At 64.9% G+C, this 20,042-nt stretch carries 14 protein-coding genes; 11 read left to right on the top strand and 3 right to left on the bottom strand.

Annotated features, from left to right (window positions below):
• Positions 1-332 precede the first annotated feature (332 nt).
• On the bottom strand, positions 333-1,721 hold the full coding sequence (locus tag GT590_RS07930) for a LuxR C-terminal-related transcriptional regulator (protein WP_009305153.1): 1,389 nt from the start codon (positions 1,719-1,721) through the stop codon (positions 333-335).
• A gap of 285 nt (positions 1,722-2,006) precedes the next feature.
• Between GT590_RS07930 and GT590_RS07925 the strand changes: the two genes are divergently transcribed.
• Positions 2,007-3,863 (top strand): FAD-binding protein, encoded by a 1,857-nt coding sequence (locus GT590_RS07925; RefSeq protein ID WP_009305152.1) that lies wholly within the window; start codon positions 2,007-2,009, stop codon positions 3,861-3,863.
• 79 nt (positions 3,864-3,942) lie between these two features.
• Here GT590_RS07925 and GT590_RS07920 read toward each other — a convergent pair whose 3' ends face one another.
• Entirely contained in the window at positions 3,943-5,460 is a 1,518-nt protein-coding gene (locus GT590_RS07920) for a helix-turn-helix transcriptional regulator (protein ID WP_009305151.1), read from the bottom strand.
• 273 nt (positions 5,461-5,733) lie between these two features.
• On the opposite strand from GT590_RS07920, the gene GT590_RS07915 reads away from it, so the two are divergent.
• The 10 genes from GT590_RS07915 (at position 5,734) to GT590_RS07870 (ending at position 18,146) form a co-directional block, all read left to right on the top strand.
• Complete coding sequence (locus GT590_RS07915; RefSeq protein WP_009305150.1) at positions 5,734-6,927, top strand: cysteine desulfurase family protein; 1,194 nt, start codon at positions 5,734-5,736, stop codon at positions 6,925-6,927.
• A 25-nt stretch (positions 6,928-6,952) separates the two neighbouring features.
• Positions 6,953-9,688: a molybdopterin-dependent oxidoreductase gene (locus tag GT590_RS07910; RefSeq protein ID WP_015760060.1), complete on the top strand. Its 2,736-nt coding sequence runs from the start codon at positions 6,953-6,955 to the stop codon at positions 9,686-9,688.
• 24 nt (positions 9,689-9,712) lie between these two features.
• Positions 9,713-10,318 carry a 4Fe-4S dicluster domain-containing protein gene (locus GT590_RS07905; RefSeq protein WP_009305148.1) on the top strand — a complete coding sequence of 202 codons (606 nt, stop codon included), beginning with the start codon at positions 9,713-9,715 and terminating at the stop codon, positions 10,316-10,318.
• Between the two features lie 234 nt (positions 10,319-10,552).
• Complete coding sequence (gene mobB / locus GT590_RS07900; protein WP_114518504.1) at positions 10,553-11,890, top strand: molybdopterin-guanine dinucleotide biosynthesis protein B; 1,338 nt, start codon at positions 10,553-10,555, stop codon at positions 11,888-11,890.
• Positions 11,891-11,914: 24 nt separating this feature from the next.
• Positions 11,915-13,060: a 4Fe-4S binding protein gene (locus GT590_RS07895; RefSeq protein ID WP_114518505.1), complete on the top strand. Its 1,146-nt coding sequence runs from the start codon at positions 11,915-11,917 to the stop codon at positions 13,058-13,060.
• A gap of 191 nt (positions 13,061-13,251) precedes the next feature.
• Complete coding sequence (locus tag GT590_RS07890) at positions 13,252-13,716, top strand: Rrf2 family transcriptional regulator (RefSeq protein ID WP_009305145.1); 465 nt, start codon at positions 13,252-13,254, stop codon at positions 13,714-13,716.
• A 9-nt stretch (positions 13,717-13,725) separates the two neighbouring features.
• Entirely contained in the window at positions 13,726-15,063 is a 1,338-nt protein-coding gene (locus tag GT590_RS07885) for a cytochrome c biogenesis protein CcdA (RefSeq protein ID WP_035586339.1), read from the top strand.
• 208 nt (positions 15,064-15,271) lie between these two features.
• Positions 15,272-16,960, top strand: coding sequence for an FAD-binding protein (locus tag GT590_RS07880; protein ID WP_035586342.1), 1,689 nt, complete (start codon positions 15,272-15,274; stop codon positions 16,958-16,960).
• Positions 16,961-16,964: 4 nt separating this feature from the next.
• Entirely contained in the window at positions 16,965-17,342 is a 378-nt protein-coding gene (locus GT590_RS07875; protein WP_035586345.1) for a cytochrome c3 family protein, read from the top strand.
• Positions 17,343-17,489: 147 nt separating this feature from the next.
• Positions 17,490-18,146, top strand: a complete 657-nt coding sequence (locus GT590_RS07870; RefSeq protein ID WP_009609474.1) for a TetR/AcrR family transcriptional regulator — start codon at positions 17,490-17,492, stop codon at positions 18,144-18,146.
• Positions 18,147-18,227: 81 nt separating this feature from the next.
• On the opposite strand, the gene GT590_RS07865 is transcribed toward GT590_RS07870, so the two are convergent.
• Positions 18,228-20,027, bottom strand: coding sequence for an FAD-binding protein (locus tag GT590_RS07865; protein WP_015760067.1), 1,800 nt, complete (start codon positions 20,025-20,027; stop codon positions 18,228-18,230).
• Positions 20,028-20,042: the final 15 nt, after the last annotated feature.

Genomic DNA, 20,042 nt, shown 5'->3' with positions numbered 1-20,042 from the left:
GGAATGACCTGCATGCAAGCGGCCCTTATCGCATGGATTACGATTAGGCTCTGGACACACTTTCTTGCCTATAACCCACGATGCCGCGTAGCGCGAGCTGCAGGCATAAAAAAATGGGACGCGAACGTCCCAAAGAAAGACAAAGGGTTCTGCCCCCTCCAAAAAACAGAACCCTTATCTTTACCGAAGCATCAAAGCCTCTGTAAATGCACGGATTATTATACCACCCCTCTTCACGAAATCACAACATATATTTTCGGCGAGCAACGAGTGGGGAACTGAGCTGGGGCGACGATGCCGACGAGCTCGTATTCGGCTTGGTGTGACCGAGATCAACCCTTCGTCAGGCGCAGGATGTCCTCGCGCGAGGAGACGTCGAGCTTGCGATAGATGTTGTGGATGTGGGTGCGCACCGTGTTCGGCGAGATGAACAGCACGTCGGAGATGTAGGCGCCGCTGTGGCCTTCGGCGAGGTAGGCGAGGATTTCCTGCTCGCGCGCCGTGAGGTTGTGCGCGTCCGCCAGCTGGGCGCAGCGGTCGGGCGAGCTTGCGGGCGTCGCCTCGTCCTCGGCGTGCTCGGCGGCGCGCTGTTCGTCGTGCGCATCGCGGGTGCGGCGCATGTACGACGAGAGCACCATGACGAACGCGTACAGCGTGGTGGTGACCGTCACCGCCACATGGACGAGGTCGTCGTCGAGCACGCTCGCGAAGCTCTGGCCGGCGAACGAGGCTGCGCAGAACAGCAGCACGGCGGTGGAGAACACGAGGTCGGCCGAGAACTCGCCCGCGTTCGCGATGGCGCATAGCGTGGCCAGCGTGAGGATGGCCGCCAGCGCGTACAGCGCGTAGGTCAGAAACGACACGAGTCCCGACCCGCTGCCCACCGATGCCGAGATGCTGGTGGCCGCCAGCAGCACCATGGCCATGAGCGGCAGGAACGTCTGGTGCATGCCGCCTCGCAGCGCGAAGCGCTTTTTGCGAAGGGTCGTGTACGCCAGCAGCGTCGCGGCATCGAGCGCGAGCGCGGCCAGGTAGGCGTTCTGGCTCTCGTTGAACGCGGTGCGCATGACGGCCATCGCGAACGCGAACACGAGCGGCCCCAGCCCGGGCGCGACGACCACGTCGGCCAGCGAGGCCAGGGTGGCGCCCGTCGTGCGGCCCTCGGCGCGTTCGGGGGCGGTCTGCTCGGTGCTGTCCGCCGTTCCCGAGAACGCGAGAGGGACGATGACGGCCGCGATGGAGCTGAGCACGAACAGCACCGTCACGCCCGGCAGGGGCAGCACGGCGTACAGAAAGCAGATCCCGGCCGACAGCATGCTGGCAAGGGAAACGGCGACGAGCGCGCGCTTGATTTTGAAACGCGCGCAGATGCGCCCCCACGTGAGCGCCAAGCACACGTCGCCGAGGGTGGCGGCCACGGCAAGCGCGATGAGCAGCGCCGTACCCAAGCTGCCGAACCAGGAGAAGTACGCGAACGCGAGCGCGCAGCACAGGCACAGCATGCCGCCCCCGGCGCCCAGCAGCATGGACGGCAGGCGCTTTCCCGCCAGCGACAAGCCGAGGAACAGCGCGCCGAACAGCGTGGCCGCCAACAGGGTGGTTTCGGCGAAGGTGCCCACGAACAGCAACGTATGCTCGAAGCGCAGAAACGAGATGACCGTTCCCGAATAGATGAGCAGCGTGGAGAACAGGCAGGCGACGCCAACGATGAGCGCTGTCATCGCAGGCAAGGAGAGCCCTTCGCCCGCTCGCCCGCGTTCGAGCTTGCCCGTTGTTTCGCGTTGCGTCTCGATAGCCGCCTCCTTCCCTCGCCGTGCGTCGCATTATAGCATTCGCGCGTCTCACCTGCGTAAACAATCGACGTTGAGGCGTCTACGTAAAATCGTTGAGAAGCATTCGCCATCTGCGGAAACGCAAATCAACGTTTTTTCGGATGGAAGCGTGCGTCGGTTCGGGCAAAGATGGGGTCGCAGGGTACGAAGCACAACGCAAAGGAGATGGGGAACATGGAACTTTCTCGCAGGAACTTCTTGGTGGGCGCCGCCAGCGCCGGCGTCCTCGGCGCGATGGCCGGGCTGACCGGATGCGCGCCGCAGGCGTCGTCCGCGTCGGCTAAGAACGGCGACGCGTCGTCCGCCGACGCGGCGGTCGCGCGTCCGACCTATTACATGTGCGACGAGGATTGGCTGGGAAGCGCGCCCGAGATCGCCGACGCCGACATCAAAGAGACGAAGAGCTTCGACGTCGTGGTGGTGGGCGGCGGCCATGCCGGCACGCAGGCGGCGCTTGCGGCGGCGCAGGAGGGCGCGAAGGTCGCCGTCATCGAGAAGCACAACGACGGCGAGATCGTTTACCGCGGCGACGACATCTGCTCGTACAACTCCAAGATGCTGGAGGCGTGGGGCTTCGGCCCGTACGACCTCGACGAGATCGTCAACGAGTACGTGCGCCGCGCCAACGGCCGCTGCAACACCGAAGTCATCCGCTCGTTCGTGTACAACTCCGGCGAGATGATGGACAACCTGGCCTCGCTGATCCCCGACACGTCGGACGTGTTCGACTACGAGGGCGGCCAGTGCATCGTGCAGATCGCCTACGACAAGCCCAGCGGTGCCGATTACCCCGTGGAGGTTTCGGGCTACAAGATGTGGGCGTCCACGGTGCAGACGGTGGGCACGAAGAACGAGCAGCCCGTGGGCAAGAAGCAGAAGACGGGCATCTCGCGCCTGTCCGAAATCGAGGAATACTGCCGCGACGCGGCCGAGGATCTGGGCGCCGAATGGTTCTGCGGGCAGACCGCGGCGCGCTGCGTGCAGGATGCCGACGGCGCTGTTAAGGGCATCATCGCCGAGGACGCCGACGGTAACTACGTGAAGTTCGAGGCGGCCAAGGGCGTCATCCTGGCCACGGGCGACTTCGGTGGCAACACCGACATGGTGTGGGAGCTGTGCTCCGAATGCGCCGAGAACGCCGAGCGCCACGGCGTGGACCGCGCCGAGCTCATGGGCATGACCGACTGCGACGGATCCGGTCATAAGATCGGGTGCTGGGCGGGCGGCGCCATCGAGAGCCATCCCCGCCCGGTTGCGGGCGACGCGCCCTCCATCTCGTTCGGCCCTTGGGGCTCCACGCCGTGTCTGTGGATGAACTGCAACGGCCAGCGCTTCATGAACGAATCGTTCGCGGGCCTCGTGCTGGCGCAGTCGTGCCGCCAGCCTATCAACCCGGAGGCCAAGATGGTGGGCAACTTCGCCATCATGGACAGCAAGTACATGAGCTACATCCAGGCGGGCGGCCTCGATCACGGCGCTCCCAACTGGGGCTTCCCCGAGGGCATTGAGGAGTTCCAGGCGCAGATGGCGGCGGCGGATCCCGCTGCCGGCACGGTGGAAGTGCGCGGTTTGGAGATCGCGAACCGCACGAGCCCGTTCGTGAACGAGATATTCGTGGGAGCCACGCTCGAAGACGCGCTGAAGAACGCCGGTCTCGAAGGCGAGGCGCTCGAGAACGCCAAGGCCAGCGTCGAGCGCTACAACGAGCTGTGCGCCGCAGGCAAGGACACCGACTTCGGCAAGCCGGAGAACCTGCTGATCCCCATCGACGAAGGTCCGTTCTTCGTTGCCACGCAGGGCACGAACAAGCTGTACGGCCCCGGCCTGAACACCCTGGCGGGCTTGTGCGTGAACGGCGATTACCAGGTGCTGACCGCTTCGAAGAACGAGGTGATCAAGGGTCTGTATGCCGTGGGCAACACGATGGGCGAGCGCTACGGCAACGCCTACAACTGCCCCTCGGCCGGCAACAACATGGGCAACGCTATGACCAGCGGCCGCGTGGCCGGCAAGCACGCCGCAACCGCGTAGCTCTTCAACCTGCCATACCCTCCCTCCCTCGGAAGCCGCGCCTTTTGGCGCGGCTTCCGGCGTGTTTGCGTGCGGGGGTTCAGTGGCAGTCGCCGTCGAGCTCGATCATGTCGAGGAGCGCCTGCTGGGAGTGCACGCCGAACTTGCGGTAGATACGCTTGATGTGGGTTTTCGCCGTTTCCTCCGAGATGACCAGCTGGGTGCTGATGAAGCTGCAGTTGCGTCCTTTCGCCAGCAGTTCGAGCACCTCGGTCTCGCGCGGCGACAGTCCTCTCATCTCGGCCAGCTTCTTGAGCGAGCGCCTGAACCGCGGGGCTGGTCCATCCTGGCCAGGCGGATCGAACATGCTCCATCCCGATTCGGGGAAAGGGCTTTCGAAGGCGAACAGCGACACGAGCAGGATCACGAACACCGAGCATGCGGCCACGACGGCCATCGTGTAGGGGTCGTCGGCAAGCAGCACGAGCTGGGCGCCTGCAATAGAGCCGGCCAGCTGGCCGGCCATGAGCATCATCATCGACAACGATGCGAAACGGGCCACCGGCTTGTCCAGCTTGCGCGCCAGCAGCGCCCATAGCGCCCAGATGATGATGTAGAAGTACTGGTAGCCCATCTGATGCAGCGCGAACCCGATGAGGTCGAGCGGATAAGTGAGCGAGAAGAAGATGAAGCCCGCCGCCATGAGCGGCAAGGCGACCTGGTAAGTCATGTGCCGGAAATCCATTCGGAACACGCTGGTGGTGACGAGGATGGCGGTAGCCCCCAGGATGAGCGCCACGATGTTGAGGTAGTCTCGCACGGTGATAAGGTTGTCGCTGCTCAGCGCGAAGAAGCCTTTCATGAGTCCGTATGAAAGGCCGAAGAACAGCGATATGCCCGCGATCTCCAGCAGCGCCTTGCGCGTCGTGGTGAGGCGGGGCTTGCGGCCGGATGGGGGCGCGTCGGGACCGGCGACTTCGTCGGAGGGCTGGCGCGCGGTCCGCACGATGCTCTGCTTGCGCGTGAACAGCCACATTTCCGCAGCGGGAAGTCCTACCGTCAGAAAGCGCGCAACCTGATCGGGCAGAAACGACAGCAGCAGGTAGAACGCGCTGCCGATGACGGTTGCCAGCATGCTGTACACGATGGTCTGGCGTGCGCCGAGTATGGTGAGAAGCTCGCCCCAGAGGATCACCTCGACGGCGCTTCCGACTCCGGTGATCAGCGCTCCGAACAAGTAGGCGAACGAGCTCGCTTCGTTGAACGAAGCGGCCGACGGATACGAAACGAGCAGCGTCCCCATAAGCGTAAGGGCTCCGGCTACGAGGGGGACGGCCGAGCTGCGTCCGAATACCGGCCGCTTGCGGCTCATGACGAACAGGGCGCCGTAGCCTAGCACGTTCGTTAAAAGCGAAAGCAGCCAGAGCGGTTCGAGGGGCACGCCTACCGTGGCCGGCCCTGGCGCGGGCGAGATGGAGTAGAAGGTCGAGCTCCAAAACGTTACCCAAACCCACGTCCAGTGCAGCGCGAAACCTAACGCGATGGTCGGCTGGACGTCGAAGCTGAACACGGAGAGCTTGATGCGCTTGCCCAGCGCAGCAAAGCCGAACTTTCCCATGCTTCCCCCTTCCCCCGTTCTCTATTGTATCGGGTTTGCCGGGGAAAGGCTGCAAGCGCAGGGGGCGATCCCCGCAAAACGTATCCCCCTGACAGGGGTATTTTCGGGTTGCCCCCGTTCCGTCGCGGTGAAACGGGTGTAAGGGCTGCTAGATTTCGACCAGAGCCAACGGAGAGGCCGGCCGCGCGAAACGGCGGCCGCCAGGGGACGGGGGAAGTTATGGAACGTATGCATGCAGATGAGAGCTCAGCGCATGGAGGCGCTGAAGTTTATTTGGACAACGCGGCGACCGCGCCTATGCATCCGCGCGTGATCGAGGCGGTTTCCGCCGTCATGCGCGATGCGTACGGAAATCCGTCGTCCCAGCATGCGAAAGGGCGTGCAGCAAGGGCGTTGCTCGACGAGAGCCGCGCGGTCGTGGCTGAGGCGGTGGGCGCGTTTCCCGACGAGATCTATTTCACCTCGGGCGGCACGGAGGCGAACAACCTCGCCATCACGGGATCGTGCTCTGCGTACGCTCGCGATCATGGCCGTGCGGGGGCGGTGGTCACGTCCGCGCTCGAACACCCTTCGGTCACGAAAACGGTGCGCGGCCTCAAGCGCGACGGCTGGACGGTGTTTTACTTGGACGCTCGCGACGGCGAGCTCGATCTTTCCGGACTTGATCGCATATTGGACGAGGTTCCCGACGTAGTGTTGGCCACGGTGATGAGCGTGCAGAGCGAATTGGGGTACCGCTTCCCGATCGAAGACGTCGTCCGGCGTTGCCGCGCCGTCGGCTGCGCGAGAAAAACGCGCGGGCCGCTCGTGCACACCGACGCGGTGCAGGCGTTCGGGAAGCTGCCCCTCGACGTGCACGAGCTGGACGCCGACCTGCTGTCGTTCTGCGCGCACAAGGTGGGCGGTCCGAAGGGCGTCGGCGCGTTGTACGTGCGGCGCGGCACCCGGCTGTTCACCACGGCGTTCGGCGGCGGACAGGAGCGCGGGCTGCGCTCGGGCACCGAGGCGCTGCCCCTTATCGCCGGCTTCGCCGAGGCCGCGCGCATCGCGCATGCCGAGCAAGCGGCAGCATTCGAGCGCGCTTCGACCTTGCGCGCGCATGTGGTCGGCGCGCTGCGCCACCGCTACGCCGACGTCATCGTGAACTCGCGCGACGGCGGGTCTCCCTTCATCGTGAACTTCTCGCTGCCGGGCACCGACAACCGCGCGGTGCTTGCGGATCTGAGCGACGCGGGCGTGTTTCTCTCGGCATCCATGGCGTGCAGCTCCAACCACACCACGGTGCCTCCCGGCACCTGGCGCGAGAAGCATCCGCTGGCATTGCAGCTGGCGGGCGTGCCCGCCTCGCTCACTCGGTGCACCTATCGCCTCAGCTTCAGCGACCGAACCACGGTTGCCGAGGTCGATCGGTTCCTGGAAGAACTCGAGGAGGTGGTGCCCGCCGATCAGGTTGCACGTTCTGCATAGTCATCGTACGAGGAGGAGGAAACCAATGGAGAACCGCTCCAATATCGCTGCACCGGGCGGCATCACCCGCCGCAGCTTCGTCAAGGGGGGTGCGGCGGCAGCCGCTATAGGCGCGACCGGCGCGCTCGTCGGGTGCGCCCCGCAGGGGGACGGCAAGGCGTCGGACGCCGCGGCGCCGGCCGAGGACGAGGGCGTGTGGCTGCCCTCGCAATGCAACATGTGCTTCAACGCTTGCAGCATCCTGGGCCATGTGGTGGACGGAAAGCTTGTGGAGATCAAGGGCGACGACCGCAGTCCTGCCGGCTGGGGCCATCTGTGCGGCAAGGGCACGGCGGGCATCATGCAGCTCTACGACGAGAACCGCATCACGAAGCCCATGAAGCGCACGAACCCGAAGAAGGGCGTCGGCATCGACCCGGGGTGGGAGGAGATCAGCTGGGATGAGGCGTACGATCTCATCTTGGAGAAGCTGGACGAGCAGAAGCAGAAGAACAAGCCCGTCATCGTGTTCGCGCTGATCACGAGCATCATCTCGTGGATCGACTCCATGAACTGGCTGGGCAGCAACGGCAACATTCCTATCCCGTTCAAGGCCGATATCTGCGGAGCGCCCACGCATCCCATTTCGGCTCTGCTGACCGGTTGCGGCAACGCGCTTCCCGACTACGCGCACTGCAAGTACCTCATGCAGTTCGGCACGCAAGCGGGCGTGGCCACGCGTCATGGCACCAGCATCACGGCGAAGGTGTTCGCCGACGCGCGCGCGAACGGCTGCAAGCTGGTGAACTTCGACCCGCATATGTCGGGCGCGGCCGAGAAGGCCGACGAGTGGGTGCCCATTCGCCCCGGAACCGATGCCGCGGTGGCGCTCGCCATGGCGAACCTGCTGGTGAACGAGTACGACCTATACGACAAGGAGTTCCTTGCCGCGCGCACGAACGGGCCGTCGCTGGTTGATCCGGCCACGCAGCGCATCGTGCGCGACGCGTCGAAGGGCAACAAGGCGCTGTACTGGGATCTGTCCGACAACACGGCAAAGCCCTACGACGAAGTCAAAGAGCCCGCGCTCGAAGGCGATTTCGAGGTGGACGGCATTCCGGTGCGCACGGCGTTCAGCATCTTCAAGGACTCCGTCGCGAAGTACACGCCCGAATACGCTGAAGAGGTCACGACGATCCCTGCCGACACCACGCGCCGCCTGGCCAAGGAGTTCGGCGAAGCGGCCTGTATCGGCCAGACCGTCGAGGTGGACGGGCTCACGGTGCCCTACCGCCCCGTGGCCGTGGACACGTTCTCTGGCATTGCGCGGCACAAGCATGGCTTCATCACGCACTGGGCCATCCTGCAGCTGAACACGCTCGTGGGCTCGACGTTCTCGCGCGGCGGCTACCTGGGCTTCTACACGCGTAACAAGTACGGGTTCTACGAGGGCGACAAGGATCACGCCTGGGAGTTCACCATTTGGGAAGAGGACGGCCTCATCGAGGACCTCAACATGGCGCACGGCTGGCCGTCGAACGGCTCGCATTACAAGCATATCCGCGAGGCCAGCTACACGCCCACGTCCGAGGCGATGGAGGAGCTGCAGCCCCTCACGATGGATCAGCATTTCGGCTACATCGCCCAGGTGCAGCCGGAGGTGTACGGCACCGAGCCGTCCGAGGTGGCGTTCTGCATGGCGTCGAACCCGCTGAAGAACTGGTGCAACCACGACTACCAGGCCAAGGTGCTGGAATCGTTCGACTGGATCTTCGGCATGGACATCTATCTGAACGATTCCTCCTACTACTACGACCTCATCATCCCCGAGCCGTGCTACCTCGAGCGCTTTGACCCGCTGCCGTTGTCGTTCAACAACCACCGCGTGCCCGGCCTGCCCGAGGTGCCCTATATCGTTGCCGGTCGCATGCCCATCGTTGAGGCCAAGGACAACTGCCCGTCGGCGCTGGACACGTTCGGCGCGCTCGCGGCGAAGGCAGGCAAGACCGCCGAGTACTCTGCAGCGCTCAACGACTACTACAAGCTTGCCGACGAGTACAAGCTTGACGGCAAGGAGCAGATCACGGCTGAGCGCGTGTGCGACGCCGCGCTCAAGTCGTTGGCGGGCAAGGATCGCGGCATCGACTGGTTCCGCGAGAACGGCGTGCTGACGCGCGAGCGCAAGGCCGACGAGGTGTACGTGTTCGCGGCGGGCATGGAAGGGCGCATCCCGCTGTACTTCGACTTCATGCTTGAAGCGAAGGAGAAGATCGAGGCCGAGGTTGACAAGCTGGGCATCTACTGGGAGACGGACGATTACATCCCGCTGCCCGAATTCATGCCGTGCCTCGACCACGAGGTGGAGGAGGAAGGCTTCGACCTGTTCCCCGTGTACTGGACGAACGCCATCAACACCGATACCTGGCAGGTGGAGAACGCCTGGATCAACGAGATCAACGAGCTGGACGATACCACGTACTTCTTGGAGATCAACGCGGCGACCGGTGCCGCCAAGGGCATCAAATCGGGTGACAAGGTGCGCCTGTCGAACCGCGACGGCGATGTGGTGGAAGGCGTGGCCGTGCTCACCGAGTTCGTGCATCCCGAATGCGTGGCGTCGGTGGGCGGCCATCTGAACGCGAAATCCGACTACCAGCCCATCGGCAAGACGAAGGGCACGGCGGTGAACCACTTGGTGCCCGCAGGCGATCCGAAGCGCATGGAGTACGTCGGATCCGGCGTGGACCAGTGCGTGCGCTGCAAGCTCGAGAAGATTTCCTAATCCCCGGAAAGGAGGATGAGTTTCATGGCCTATGGGTTCGTTATCGACCTTGAGAAATGCGTTGGCTGCCACGGATGCTCGGTGGCGTGCAAGGGCGCGAACGGCACGCCCCCGACGGTGACTCGCTCGCGCGTGGACCGCGGCACCGAAGGCTCCTATCCGAACGCGGTGCGCACCATCCGCCCCATGCTGTGCATGATGTGCGAGAACCCGCCGTGCGTGGCGGTGTGCCCGCAGGGCGCCACCACCATCCGCGACGAGGACGGCATCGTGGTCATCGACAAGGAGAAGTGCATCGGCTGCAAGAGCTGCATGGAGGCTTGCCCTTACGGCGCGCGTTACCTCGTTCAGAGCGAGGATGGCTATTTCGGCTCCGAGTTGAACGAATACGAGAGCGTCGCCTATGAGAACATGCCGAAGATGACGGTGGACAAGTGCGACTTCTGCATCGAGCATTCCGGCGACGGAAAGCCCGATCCCGTATGCGTGAAGGCGTGCATGGCGGAGGCGCGCTTGTTCGGCGACCTCGACGAGATGAAGAAGCTCGTGGCCGAGCGCGGCGGCGAGGCGTACCTGCCCGAAGAGGGCACGGAGCCCCGTGTGTTCTACCTGCCGACGATCACTGCGTAAGCGTTTCGCGTTTCCCTCCCTCCATTGGAAGCCGCGCCTTTTGGCGCGGCTTCCGGCATGTTTCGTTATGCAACGCAAACGGTTTCGTTGTGTTGCTAAAAACAACGATTGCGGGATCGGCGCGGCTCTGCGCAGCGTTTTATCGACCTGGCGCTTCTGCGTGCGTCCTGCCTCTCCTTCCCGGTGCGGGCGGCGCTTCGTGCTATACTGTGCGCCGAACGAACGGGGGAGCGCATGGTCAACATACCGAGCCCCGCCCTGGCTATCGTCGGGCGGCATAATTCAGGCAAGACGACGCTCATTGAGCAGCTTATCGCCGAGCTGGTGCGACGCGGGCGCGACGTGGGCAGCGTGAAGCATCACAGCCACGTGGGTTTCGACATCGACTATCCCGGGAAGGATTCGTACCGCCACCGCGCCGCTGGCGCGCGCGAGACGGTGATCGCCGCGCCCGGGCAGATCGCCCGCATCAAGTCCGTGGAGGGCGAGATCGAGTGCTCGGACATCGTGCGCAGCATGCCCGGCCACGACATCGTGGTGGTGGAGGGGTACCGCAAAAGCGGGCTGCCCACCATCGAGATCATGCGCTCGGGCAACGACGCCGACGCGCGGGTGGCCGACGTGTTCGCCGAGGGCGCGCGCTGCGGCTGGCCGTTGGGCACCGACTTCACCCAGTTCACCCGCGGCACCGTGCCTCCGGCCGACGACGATGCGGCGCGCGAGGAGCTGAGCCGTGCCGCGCAGCGGGTCGAGAGGGCTTCAGGAGACCATTTCAAGACGCAGCATCCCGACTACGCCGACATATCGAACAAGCTGCCGACGTCGGACACGGTGGCCGTCGTCACCGACATCGAGGAGGCGCGCCATGCCGCCGAGCTGTACCACGTGCCGGCGTTCGCGCTCGACGACATTGCTGGCCTCGCCGACTTCGTGGAGCAGCGTTTCGTGCGGCCGCGCGTGACCGTGGTCATCCAGGCGGGCGGCGAGAGCAGGCGCATGGGGCAGAGCAAGGCGACCGTGCCGTTCGCGGGCCGGCCGCTGATCTGCCGACTGGTGGAGCGCCTGGGGCCGGTTGCCGACGACCTCGTGATCACCACGAACGAGCCGGAGCGCCTGGCCTTCCTGCACGCCGAGTTCCCGCAGTACCGCATCCAGCTGGTGTGCGACGCGTTCAACGTGCGCGGCGCGCTGCCGGGCCTGTACACGGCGCTGGAGGCTGCGCGCAACCCGTATGTGGCCGTGGTTGCCTGCGACATGGTGTTCGCTTCCCCGTCGCTCGTGGTGGCCGAGGCGCTGGCCATGAACGAGACGGGCGCCGATGTGGTGGTGCCGGTGAACAAGCACGGGTTCGAGCCGTTCCATGCGATGTACCGCCGCGCGGGCTGCCTGCCGGCCGTGAGCGCCGCGCTCGACCGCGGCGAGAAGCGCGCTCAAGGGTTCTTCGCGGACGTAGAGGTGTGCGAGTTCCCGCAGGAGCGCGTGCTGGAGGCCGAGCCCATGGGCGGCTGCTTCATCAACGCGAACACGCCCGAGGAGCTGCGCGCCATCGAGGAGACGTTTCTCGAGAAGTAGCGGAAGACGAGACGAGGAATTGGCATGCCGAACCTGGTAGACATCGTGGAAGTGGCCGAGGCGCTGGAGTCGAAGGCCGTGTACCTGGCGAGCGATCGCTGCGTGGTGGTGCGCAACCGCCATGCGTCGTGCGCGAAATGCGCGGACGCCTGTCCGACGGGCTCGGTGTTCGCGGCCAACAACGTGTTGGAGCTTGACGGCGAGGGATGCGTGGCGTGCGGCGCCTGCACCACGGTATGCCCGGTGGAGGCGCTCATCCCGTTGCGCCCGCTGGACGAGGACCTCGCCTCCAGCGTGGCGTCCGCCGTGGCGGCAACCGGCGGGAAGGCCGTGTTCGCATGCGCGCGCATAGCGTCGAAGCGCCTGGCCGACCCGGCGAAGTACGCCGAAGTGCCCTGCCTCGCGCGCATGGAGGAAAGCGTGCTGCTGGGTCTTGCGGCGCGCGGCGTGGAGGATATCGTGCTGGTGGACGGCACGTGCGCCACGTGCAAGTTCCGCTCGAACGTGCCGGGCATCGACGCCACGGTGGCTTCGGCGAACGAGCTCATGGCTGCGCAGGGCTCGGACGTCCGCGTGCGGCGCGCGTCGGCGTTTCCCGACGAGGTGCTGCTCGAAGACAAGCGCACGCTGCTGGGCGAGTCGCGCCGCGGCTTCTTCACGAGCGCGCGCACGCGGGCGAAGGACGCCGCGGGCAAGACGGCCGAGGTGATGGTGTTCAAGAACGACAACGCTGCGCCGTCGCTGCGCGAGCGGCTGCGCATGTCCGACGCTGGCACGCTGCCGCAGTTCAACCCGCAGCGACGCATGCTGGTGCTGGATGCGATGGACCGGTTGGGCGCGCCGACGGTTCCCGAGATCGACACGCGGCTGTTCGGCTCGGTATCCATCGACACGCAGGCGTGCAGCTCGTGCAACATGTGCACGGTGTTCTGCCCGACGGGCGCGCTGCGCAAAAGCGAGCTGGTGCCTGCGGAGGGGGAGGGCAGCTTCCTGGAGTTCTCGGCGGCCGACTGCGTGCAGTGCAACCTGTGCGCCGACGCGTGCTTGAAGAGCTGCCTGACGGTGAACTCGACGGTGTCCACCGAGGAGCTGTTCGACTTCGAACCGCGGCTGATCCATCTGCCGAACCCGCCCGCGCGGCCCGGAATATTGTCGAGCTTGAGGCGATAGCGGTCGGAAGGGCTCATCATCGGCCCAAAGACACGGAATTCGGCTCGGAAGCGTGTTTTCGGGCCGATGATTCGCCCTCGCCTGTTCTTTGCGGGTTTTTCGGCTCGATTTCTCAACTGTATCTTTCTTTTGTACAAAAGTTACTGTATAAAGAAGTGAAACAGTTGATTTGTCATAGACGGAGCAGCATCATGAACAGCGATTTCATTGTTGCGGTGCACGCGCTGGTGTATCTGAACCATAAGGCGGACATCGTTTCCAGCGAGGCTTTGGCCAAGAATATCTGTACGAACGCGGCGCGTGTGCGCAAGGTGATGGCTCCGCTCAAGCGCGCCGGGTTCGTGACCACGCGCGAAGGCAACGTGGGCGGCTACCGTTTTGCAGGGGACGCTTCGGCGGTCGACCTGCACATGGTGGCCGATGCGCTCAACATCAGATTTGTGCAATCCGGTTGGCATAGCGGCGATATGGACATGAAATGCCTTGTGGCATCCGGTATGGCGGGCATCATGGACGACATATTCCTCGATTTAGACGAGCGTTGCCGTGAACGTCTTGCGCAAATATCGATCGCCGACATCGACGACCGCATATTCGGCTCCGACGGCGTCGTGCCTTTCGATGGTCGGCCGGCATCGTCCGGCGCAGAGGGCTAGGAGGAGATCATGGGCTTCTCCCTCGAAACGAGCATTCCCGTGCTCACCGTGTTCGTGCAAGGCCTGCTGAGCTTCTTCTCGCCGTGCGTGCTGCCTCTGATTCCTCTGTACGTGGGCTATCTGGCAGGCGGCGCGGCGAAGACGAACGATGACGGGACCGTCGAGTACCCGCGTAAGAAGGTGTTCGTGAACACGCTGTTCTTCGTCGTGGGCGTGAGCTTTGCGTTCTTCCTGCTGGGCTTCGGATTCACGGCGCTCGGCCAGTTCTTCACCGGAAACCAGCGCGTGTTCTCGATCGTCGCCGGCGTCATCATGGCGGCGTTCGGCCTGTACATGCTGGGCGCGTTCGGCAAGACGAAGGCGGTGGAGAAGGAGCGTCGTCTGCCGTTTCGGCTGAATAGGTTCGCGATGAACCCGCTGGTGGCGCTGGTGCTGGGCTTCACGTTCAGCTTCGCGTGGACGCCGTGCGTGGGTCCGGTGCTGGCCAGCGTGCTGCTGATGGCGTCGTCGAGCGCTTCGGCCGCGGCAGGCTTCGGGCTGGTGGCCGTGTACACGATCGGCTTCGTGCTGCCGTTTTTGGCGGTGGGTCTGTTCACGGGCGAGGTGCTGCGCTTTTTCCGTACGCACGGCAACGTGGTGAAGTATACGGTGAAGGTGGGCGGCGCGCTGCTCATCGTCATGGGCGTGATGACCGTGACCGGGTGGATGAACGGCGTGACCAGCTATCTGTCGTCGTTCGGCGGCGCGCCCGCTGCGCAGGAGCAGCCGGCCGACCAGGGCGCGGATGAGGCGAAGGGCGACGGGGCGAACGGCGGTTCGTCCGATGCTTCCGATGCGGGCAAGGATGCCGGCTCGGGCGATGGCGCTGCGAGCAAGGCCGATGCGCAGGCGGCGCCGCTGGCCGACCTCAAGCTGGTCGACCAGAACGGCGAAGAGCACTCGCTGGACGAGTACCGCGGCAAGACGGTGTTCCTCAACTTCTGGGCCACCTGGTGCGGGCCGTGCCAGCGCGAGATCCCCGACATCGAGAAGCTGTACCGGGATCGTGGCGAGAACGAGGGCGACCTCGTGGTGCTGGGCGTGGCGAATCCTAAAACCGACAGCCGTCCCAACAACAGCGACGTGTCCGAAGCCGACGTGAAGGCGTTCATCGACGAGCGGGGCATTACGTATCCCGTGCTCATGGACACGACGGGCGAGATGTTCAGCGGCTATCGCATCTTGTCGTTCCCCACGACGTTCATGATCGACAAGGACGGCAACATCTTCGGCTATATCAGCGGCATGCTGACCCCCGACATGATGGACAGCATCGTCGAGCAAACCATGTCCGGTGTGAGGAAGTAGCGCTACGCCGCCCGCCCGCCGCTTCGCGCGGCGCCTCCGTAACGCGGATGTTTCACGTGAAACATCTGTTCGTAAAAGGGATCCTGCGGGATCCCTTTTCGCGCTCTGCTGCTCGACGCGGCGTATTCGCAAGCTCTTACTTTACAACGTAAATAAAACACGTTACCATTCACTTTACGTTGTAAAGAAAAACGAACAAGGAGGGACTATGGGAGAGTACGACGTATCGCGTCGCTCGTTCCTGAAGGGGATCGGCTTGGCGGGCCTTTCTGCTGGTACGCTGGGGACGCTGGGCGCGACGGGCATCGCCTTCGCCGACGATGCGCCCGTCGCCGAATCGGTGGACGCGTATCGGCAGCTTGCGTGCGAGACGGCGCTTGTGCCGGTGAAGAAGGCGGCATGCCCGGGGCCGCGCGGGCCGGTCGGCTTCGAAGACCGCGACATCGCCGCGAGCGACATCGCTTCGACCGAGGATTGCGACATCGTGGTGGTGGGCGCAGGTATCGCCGGGCTCATGGCCAGCCTCAAGGCAGCCGAAGAGGGCGCGAAAGTCATCTGCATCGAGAAGATGACGAAGGGCCGCGGCTGCTTCGAGTGCTTCGGCGCCGTGGGGGCGAAGTGCCAGGAGGGCACCGAGATCGACAAGGTGGCGCTGTTGGACGAGATGTACCGCAGCGCGTACTGGCGCGTGCGCCCCGAACCCATACGCACCTACGTCGACCGTTCGGGCGAGGCTACCGATTTCTGGCAGGCCGAACTCGACAAGGGACAGAACGGCTTCGTCATCTCGAAGGTGGAGCAGGCTCCCTCCACCTGCGGCATGCCGGCGCTGACCCCGCTCATCGACACGGAGCTGGGCTTCTACGACAGCCCCTCGCTGCCGCCCGACGCCGGAGTGCGCTCCGGCTATTCGGGCATCTACGTGTGCCTCGAGATGCAAGAGGTGGCGAAGGCCTACGACAACCTCGACCTGCGCTTCAGCACGCCGGGCGTGCAGCTGGTGCGCGACGGTTCGGGACGCGTGGGCGGCGTCATCGCCAAGAGCGGCGACGAGTACGTGCAGATCAACGCCGGAAAAGGCGTGATCCTGGCCACGGGCGGCTACGATGCGAACCCTGAGCTCATGGAAGCGTGGACGCGTCCGGAGGATTATGCCTCGTCGAGTTGGTGGAACCCCGGTTGGGGCACCACGGGCGACGGGCATCTCATGGGCATCAAAGCAGGCGCGCAGATGGATCCGTGCCCTCAGCCGGTGATGAACTTCCGCTGGGGCAATCCCGATTCGTTCTACGACGCGCGCACGTGGAACGCCGTGTACTTCGCCCTCATGGTGAACGGCGACGGCAAGCGCTTCGTGCGCGAGGATCTGCCCTTCCAAAGCGTGTCGAACGCGCAGAACGCCCAGCCCGACTTCGGGAAGAGCTGCTGGCAGGTGTTCGACGATACCATGTTCGAGGGCATGGAGGACGCGGTTGAGGAGTTCAAGCAGAAGGGCTGGCTGTTCGAGGGATCAACGCCCGAAGAGCTGGCCGCCGCCTGCGGCGTCGACCCGCAGGGCCTCGCCGACACCATCGCGCGGTACAACGGGTTTTTCGAGGCCGGCGTGGACGAGGACTTCGGACGCGACCTGGCGGGAACCATCCCGTTCACGGGCACGCGCTTCTTCGCGCTGACCACGAACAGCTGCGTGCTCGCCACGGTGGGCGGGCTCACCATCGACGGTTCGTGCCGCGTGCTCGATACCGACGACCGGGTGATCGAGGGGCTGTACGCCGTGGGCAACGCGTCGGGCAACTTCTTCGCCGGCAACTACCCCCGTCATATCCCTGGAACGTCCATCGGACGCGCCGTCACGTTCGGCTACGTTGCCGCCGAGCATGCGGTGAAAGGAGCGTAAAGCCATGTTGAACGTCAAACGATCCACGGTAGGCGCGTTGTCGACGGTTGCGCTTGTCCTTTGCCTGACCTTGGGGTTGGCGGCATGTGCGCCGCAGACATCAGAACCCGGCGCCGATGCGGACGGCTCGTCGGCCAAGACGACGCAGACCGCTGCCGGCGACGGCACCGGTGCGTATGTGTCCGACGAGCAGTGCTTGAGCTGCCATGGAGGCTCGTACGAGGCGCTGGCCGAGACCACTTCGTCCTACGAGCAGAGCAACCCGCACGACTCCCTCCACGGAGGGTACAACTCCTGCGTGAACTGCCATGCGCGCGACAAGGAGATCACCGACAACCAGTGCATGCACTGCCACGATTGGCCGCATAATCCCGCGGCGTAACGCCGATCGGCCTGTTCGGAAGAGGAGCCGGAGCGAGCGCGCTTCGGCTCCTCTTGGTTTTCGCATGCGAAGGAGGCGGGAGGGCTCGCGGCCGGGCATGCTCATGCTATGCTGGGCGAAACGAGGTGCTGGCAGGAGGGACGCGGCGTGGATGCGGAAACCGAAAAGAAGCGGAAGAGCGGGCTGACCCGGGACGTCATCGTGGATACCGCGTATCGCATGATCGATCGCGACGGCATGGGCGCATTCACGATGCGTGCCCTCGGCGCGGAGCTGGGCGTGTCGGCCATGGCGTTCTACGCGCACTTTTCCTCGCGCGAGGAGGTGCTGGTGGCGGTGCTCACGCGCTTCATGGAAACGCTCGACACCGATCCGGTGCCGGGAGAGCGGTGGGACGACACGCTGCGGCGCACGATGACCTCCATCCATCGGGAGTACTGCGCGCATCCGCACATGAACGATATCGACCTCGATCCGAACATCTCTTACGCGGGTTTGGCGGCCCACACCGAGAAGATCGTGTCGCTGCATCTCGACCAGGGTATGCCCGAGCCCGTGCTCACGAAGGCGTGGGCCATGGTGGACGCCTTTCTCACCGGGTTCAACGGAAGCGCGATCGCCGCCCAGAAGCGACGGCTGGCAGACGAGGCGGCGGGTGGCGCGACGCGCGACATGCCCGTGTGGCAGCGCATCGTGGATTCGGCGTACTCGGAAGAGTCGTTCGCGAACGGCGTGGAGATGATCATCATGGGTGTGCGTGGCTTGGCGGCACCCGACCCGTGCGAGTGGCATACCCCGAAATAATGCCGCGCCCCGGGGAGGTCGGGGCGCGGGTAGGATGCTGCGCGCGGGAGGGGAGGGCGCGCAGCTTATGAGGGGAACGCGTTACTTGGCGGCCACGAGCTTGACCACGTGCAGGGCCTCGGTCATCGTGCGGCCGCAGGCGACGCCGTGCATCTGGTCGGGGTAGTTGCCGCTGAAGAGCGACCCCGAGCAGTCGCCGGCGCAGTACAGGCCCTCGATGGGCTCGAAGTCGGTGTTGAGCGCCTGGCAGTCGGCGTTGATGCGGACGCCGTCGATGGTGGTGAGCAGCGTGCCGCCCAGCGTGGCGCCGAAGAACGGCGGGGTGCGCAGCTCGGAAAGGCGGTAGGGCTCCTTGCCGAAGTCGACGTCTTCCTGGTTGTCGTACAGCTCGTTGTAGCGCTCGCAGGTGGCGAGGAACGTCTTCTTGGCGTCGGCGTCGAAGCCAAGCTTGTCGGCAAGCTCGTCGAGCGTGTCGGCCTTCTGCAGGCGACCGTCGGCCAGCTCCTTCTCGAAGTACTTGTCCAGGTCGTACGTGCCGTCTTCCTTCTTCACGCCCAGCACGCCCGTGCGGGTGCCGGCCGAGCAGCCGAGGGTGTGGAAGCGCTGCACGTCGTCGCCGAAGTTGCCGTCCCAGACGCTGATGTACACGCCGCCGGGCTGCTGCGCGGCCGCATGGGGCAAGTAGTCGTAGTCGGCGGACTCGAGGGCGAAGCGCTCGCCGCGCAGGTTCACCTTGAGGAAGGGCTGCGTGCCGGGGTTGAACTGGCCGTTGCCCGGCCACTGCGGATTGCCGGCCTTGACGGACTCCTCGGTGTAGCCCGCGGTGGTGCCGGGCGCGACGAGGCCGCGGTCGAAGATCATCGTGGCGCTGGTGATGTCTTTCACCGCGCCTGCCCACAGCGCCGCCTTGATGCCGTCGCCCGTGTTGTTCTGGTTGTAGCCCAGCGCGGTCACCGACGCGGTGGTGATGGGGGACAGCGACGAGAGCATGGCGGGGTTCGCGGAGTAGCCGCCCGTGGTCAGCAGCACGCCCTTCTTGGCGTTGATCTGCGTGTAGCCGTTGTCAGTCTTGAAGATGGCGCCGGTAACCTTGCCGGAATCCTCGGTGACCAGCTTCACCAGCTCGTGCTTGTAGGAGATCTCGTAGCCGTTGTCGTTCATGACCTTCTCGAACAGCTCGTTGCGCACGGGGACGCCGTCGCGGCCGCCCTCGGCGTTGCCGTAGTGGTGCTCGCCGCAGGGGGTGTAGAAGGGGGTGGCGCCCATGCCGCCCGGCATCTCGAACTCGTCGGCGATGACCACGGCGCCGGCTTCGCTCATGTACTTGTCGACGTACTCGAACATGTCGTTGCTCTCGTTCATCCACATGTTGATGAGGTTGTGGTCGCACGTGCCGCTGGAATAGCGAGCCCACTCGCCGTGCAGGCGGGCGCGGTCGGTGTGGTAGCCCTGGTCGGTGAAGGGCTTGGTGTCGACGGCGTTGAACCAGTGGCGCGTGGCGCCCACCTCGGTGCCCTTCTCGCATAGGATGAAGTCCATCTTCTGGTCGGATGCGTACGCGCCGGCGATCATGCCGCCGTTGCCTGCGCCCACGATGAGCAGGTCGGTGTCCTTCGTCTCGGTGATGTCGCCGATCTCCGGCGGGGCGCCCAGCCAGTCGACCGTGATGGCGGCGCTGCCGTCGTCCACGGCCACCGCGTTGTTGTCGGCCACGCCCGTGGCTGCGCTGGCAGAGCTGGAAGCGCTCTCGGCTCCGGTTGTACCCGCGGCCTTGGGCGAGCAGCCGGCCAGGCCCATGGCGGCAAGCGCGCCGACGCCTGCGACGCCGCCCAGGAAGCTGCGGCGGGAGATGCCGCCTTCGTTCGTTACGTTCGTTCCCATGATGATCCTCCTAAT

The sequence above is a fragment of the Eggerthella sp. BIOML-A1 genome, assembly GCF_009875595.1.
In the GTDB taxonomy this organism is placed as follows: domain Bacteria; phylum Actinomycetota; class Coriobacteriia; order Coriobacteriales; family Eggerthellaceae; genus Eggerthella; species Eggerthella lenta.
Note: the sequence above shows the minus strand (reverse complement) of the source record. Positions and strands in the feature narration are given on the sequence as shown.

What these genes read in the sequence shown, in the direction of transcription:
- GT590_RS07930 (WP_009305153.1), bottom strand. Translation starts at nt 1,721, where the DNA reads ATGACAGCGCTCATCGTTGGCGTCGCCTGCCTGTTCTCCACGCTGCTC.
- GT590_RS07925 (WP_009305152.1), top strand. Translation starts at nt 2,007, where the DNA reads ATGGAACTTTCTCGCAGGAACTTCTTGGTGGGCGCCGCCAGCGCCGGC.
- GT590_RS07920 (WP_009305151.1), bottom strand. Translation starts at nt 5,460, where the DNA reads ATGGGAAAGTTCGGCTTTGCTGCGCTGGGCAAGCGCATCAAGCTCTCC.
- GT590_RS07910 (WP_015760060.1), top strand. Translation starts at nt 6,953, where the DNA reads ATGGAGAACCGCTCCAATATCGCTGCACCGGGCGGCATCACCCGCCGC.
- GT590_RS07905 (WP_009305148.1), top strand. Translation starts at nt 9,713, where the DNA reads ATGGCCTATGGGTTCGTTATCGACCTTGAGAAATGCGTTGGCTGCCAC.
- mobB (WP_114518504.1), top strand. Translation starts at nt 10,553, where the DNA reads ATGGTCAACATACCGAGCCCCGCCCTGGCTATCGTCGGGCGGCATAAT.
- GT590_RS07895 (WP_114518505.1), top strand. Translation starts at nt 11,915, where the DNA reads ATGCCGAACCTGGTAGACATCGTGGAAGTGGCCGAGGCGCTGGAGTCG.
- GT590_RS07890 (WP_009305145.1), top strand. Translation starts at nt 13,252, where the DNA reads ATGAACAGCGATTTCATTGTTGCGGTGCACGCGCTGGTGTATCTGAAC.
- GT590_RS07885 (WP_035586339.1), top strand. Translation starts at nt 13,726, where the DNA reads ATGGGCTTCTCCCTCGAAACGAGCATTCCCGTGCTCACCGTGTTCGTG.
- GT590_RS07880 (WP_035586342.1), top strand. Translation starts at nt 15,272, where the DNA reads ATGGGAGAGTACGACGTATCGCGTCGCTCGTTCCTGAAGGGGATCGGC.
- GT590_RS07875 (WP_035586345.1), top strand. Translation starts at nt 16,965, where the DNA reads ATGTTGAACGTCAAACGATCCACGGTAGGCGCGTTGTCGACGGTTGCG.
- GT590_RS07865 (WP_015760067.1), bottom strand. Translation starts at nt 20,027, where the DNA reads ATGGGAACGAACGTAACGAACGAAGGCGGCATCTCCCGCCGCAGCTTC.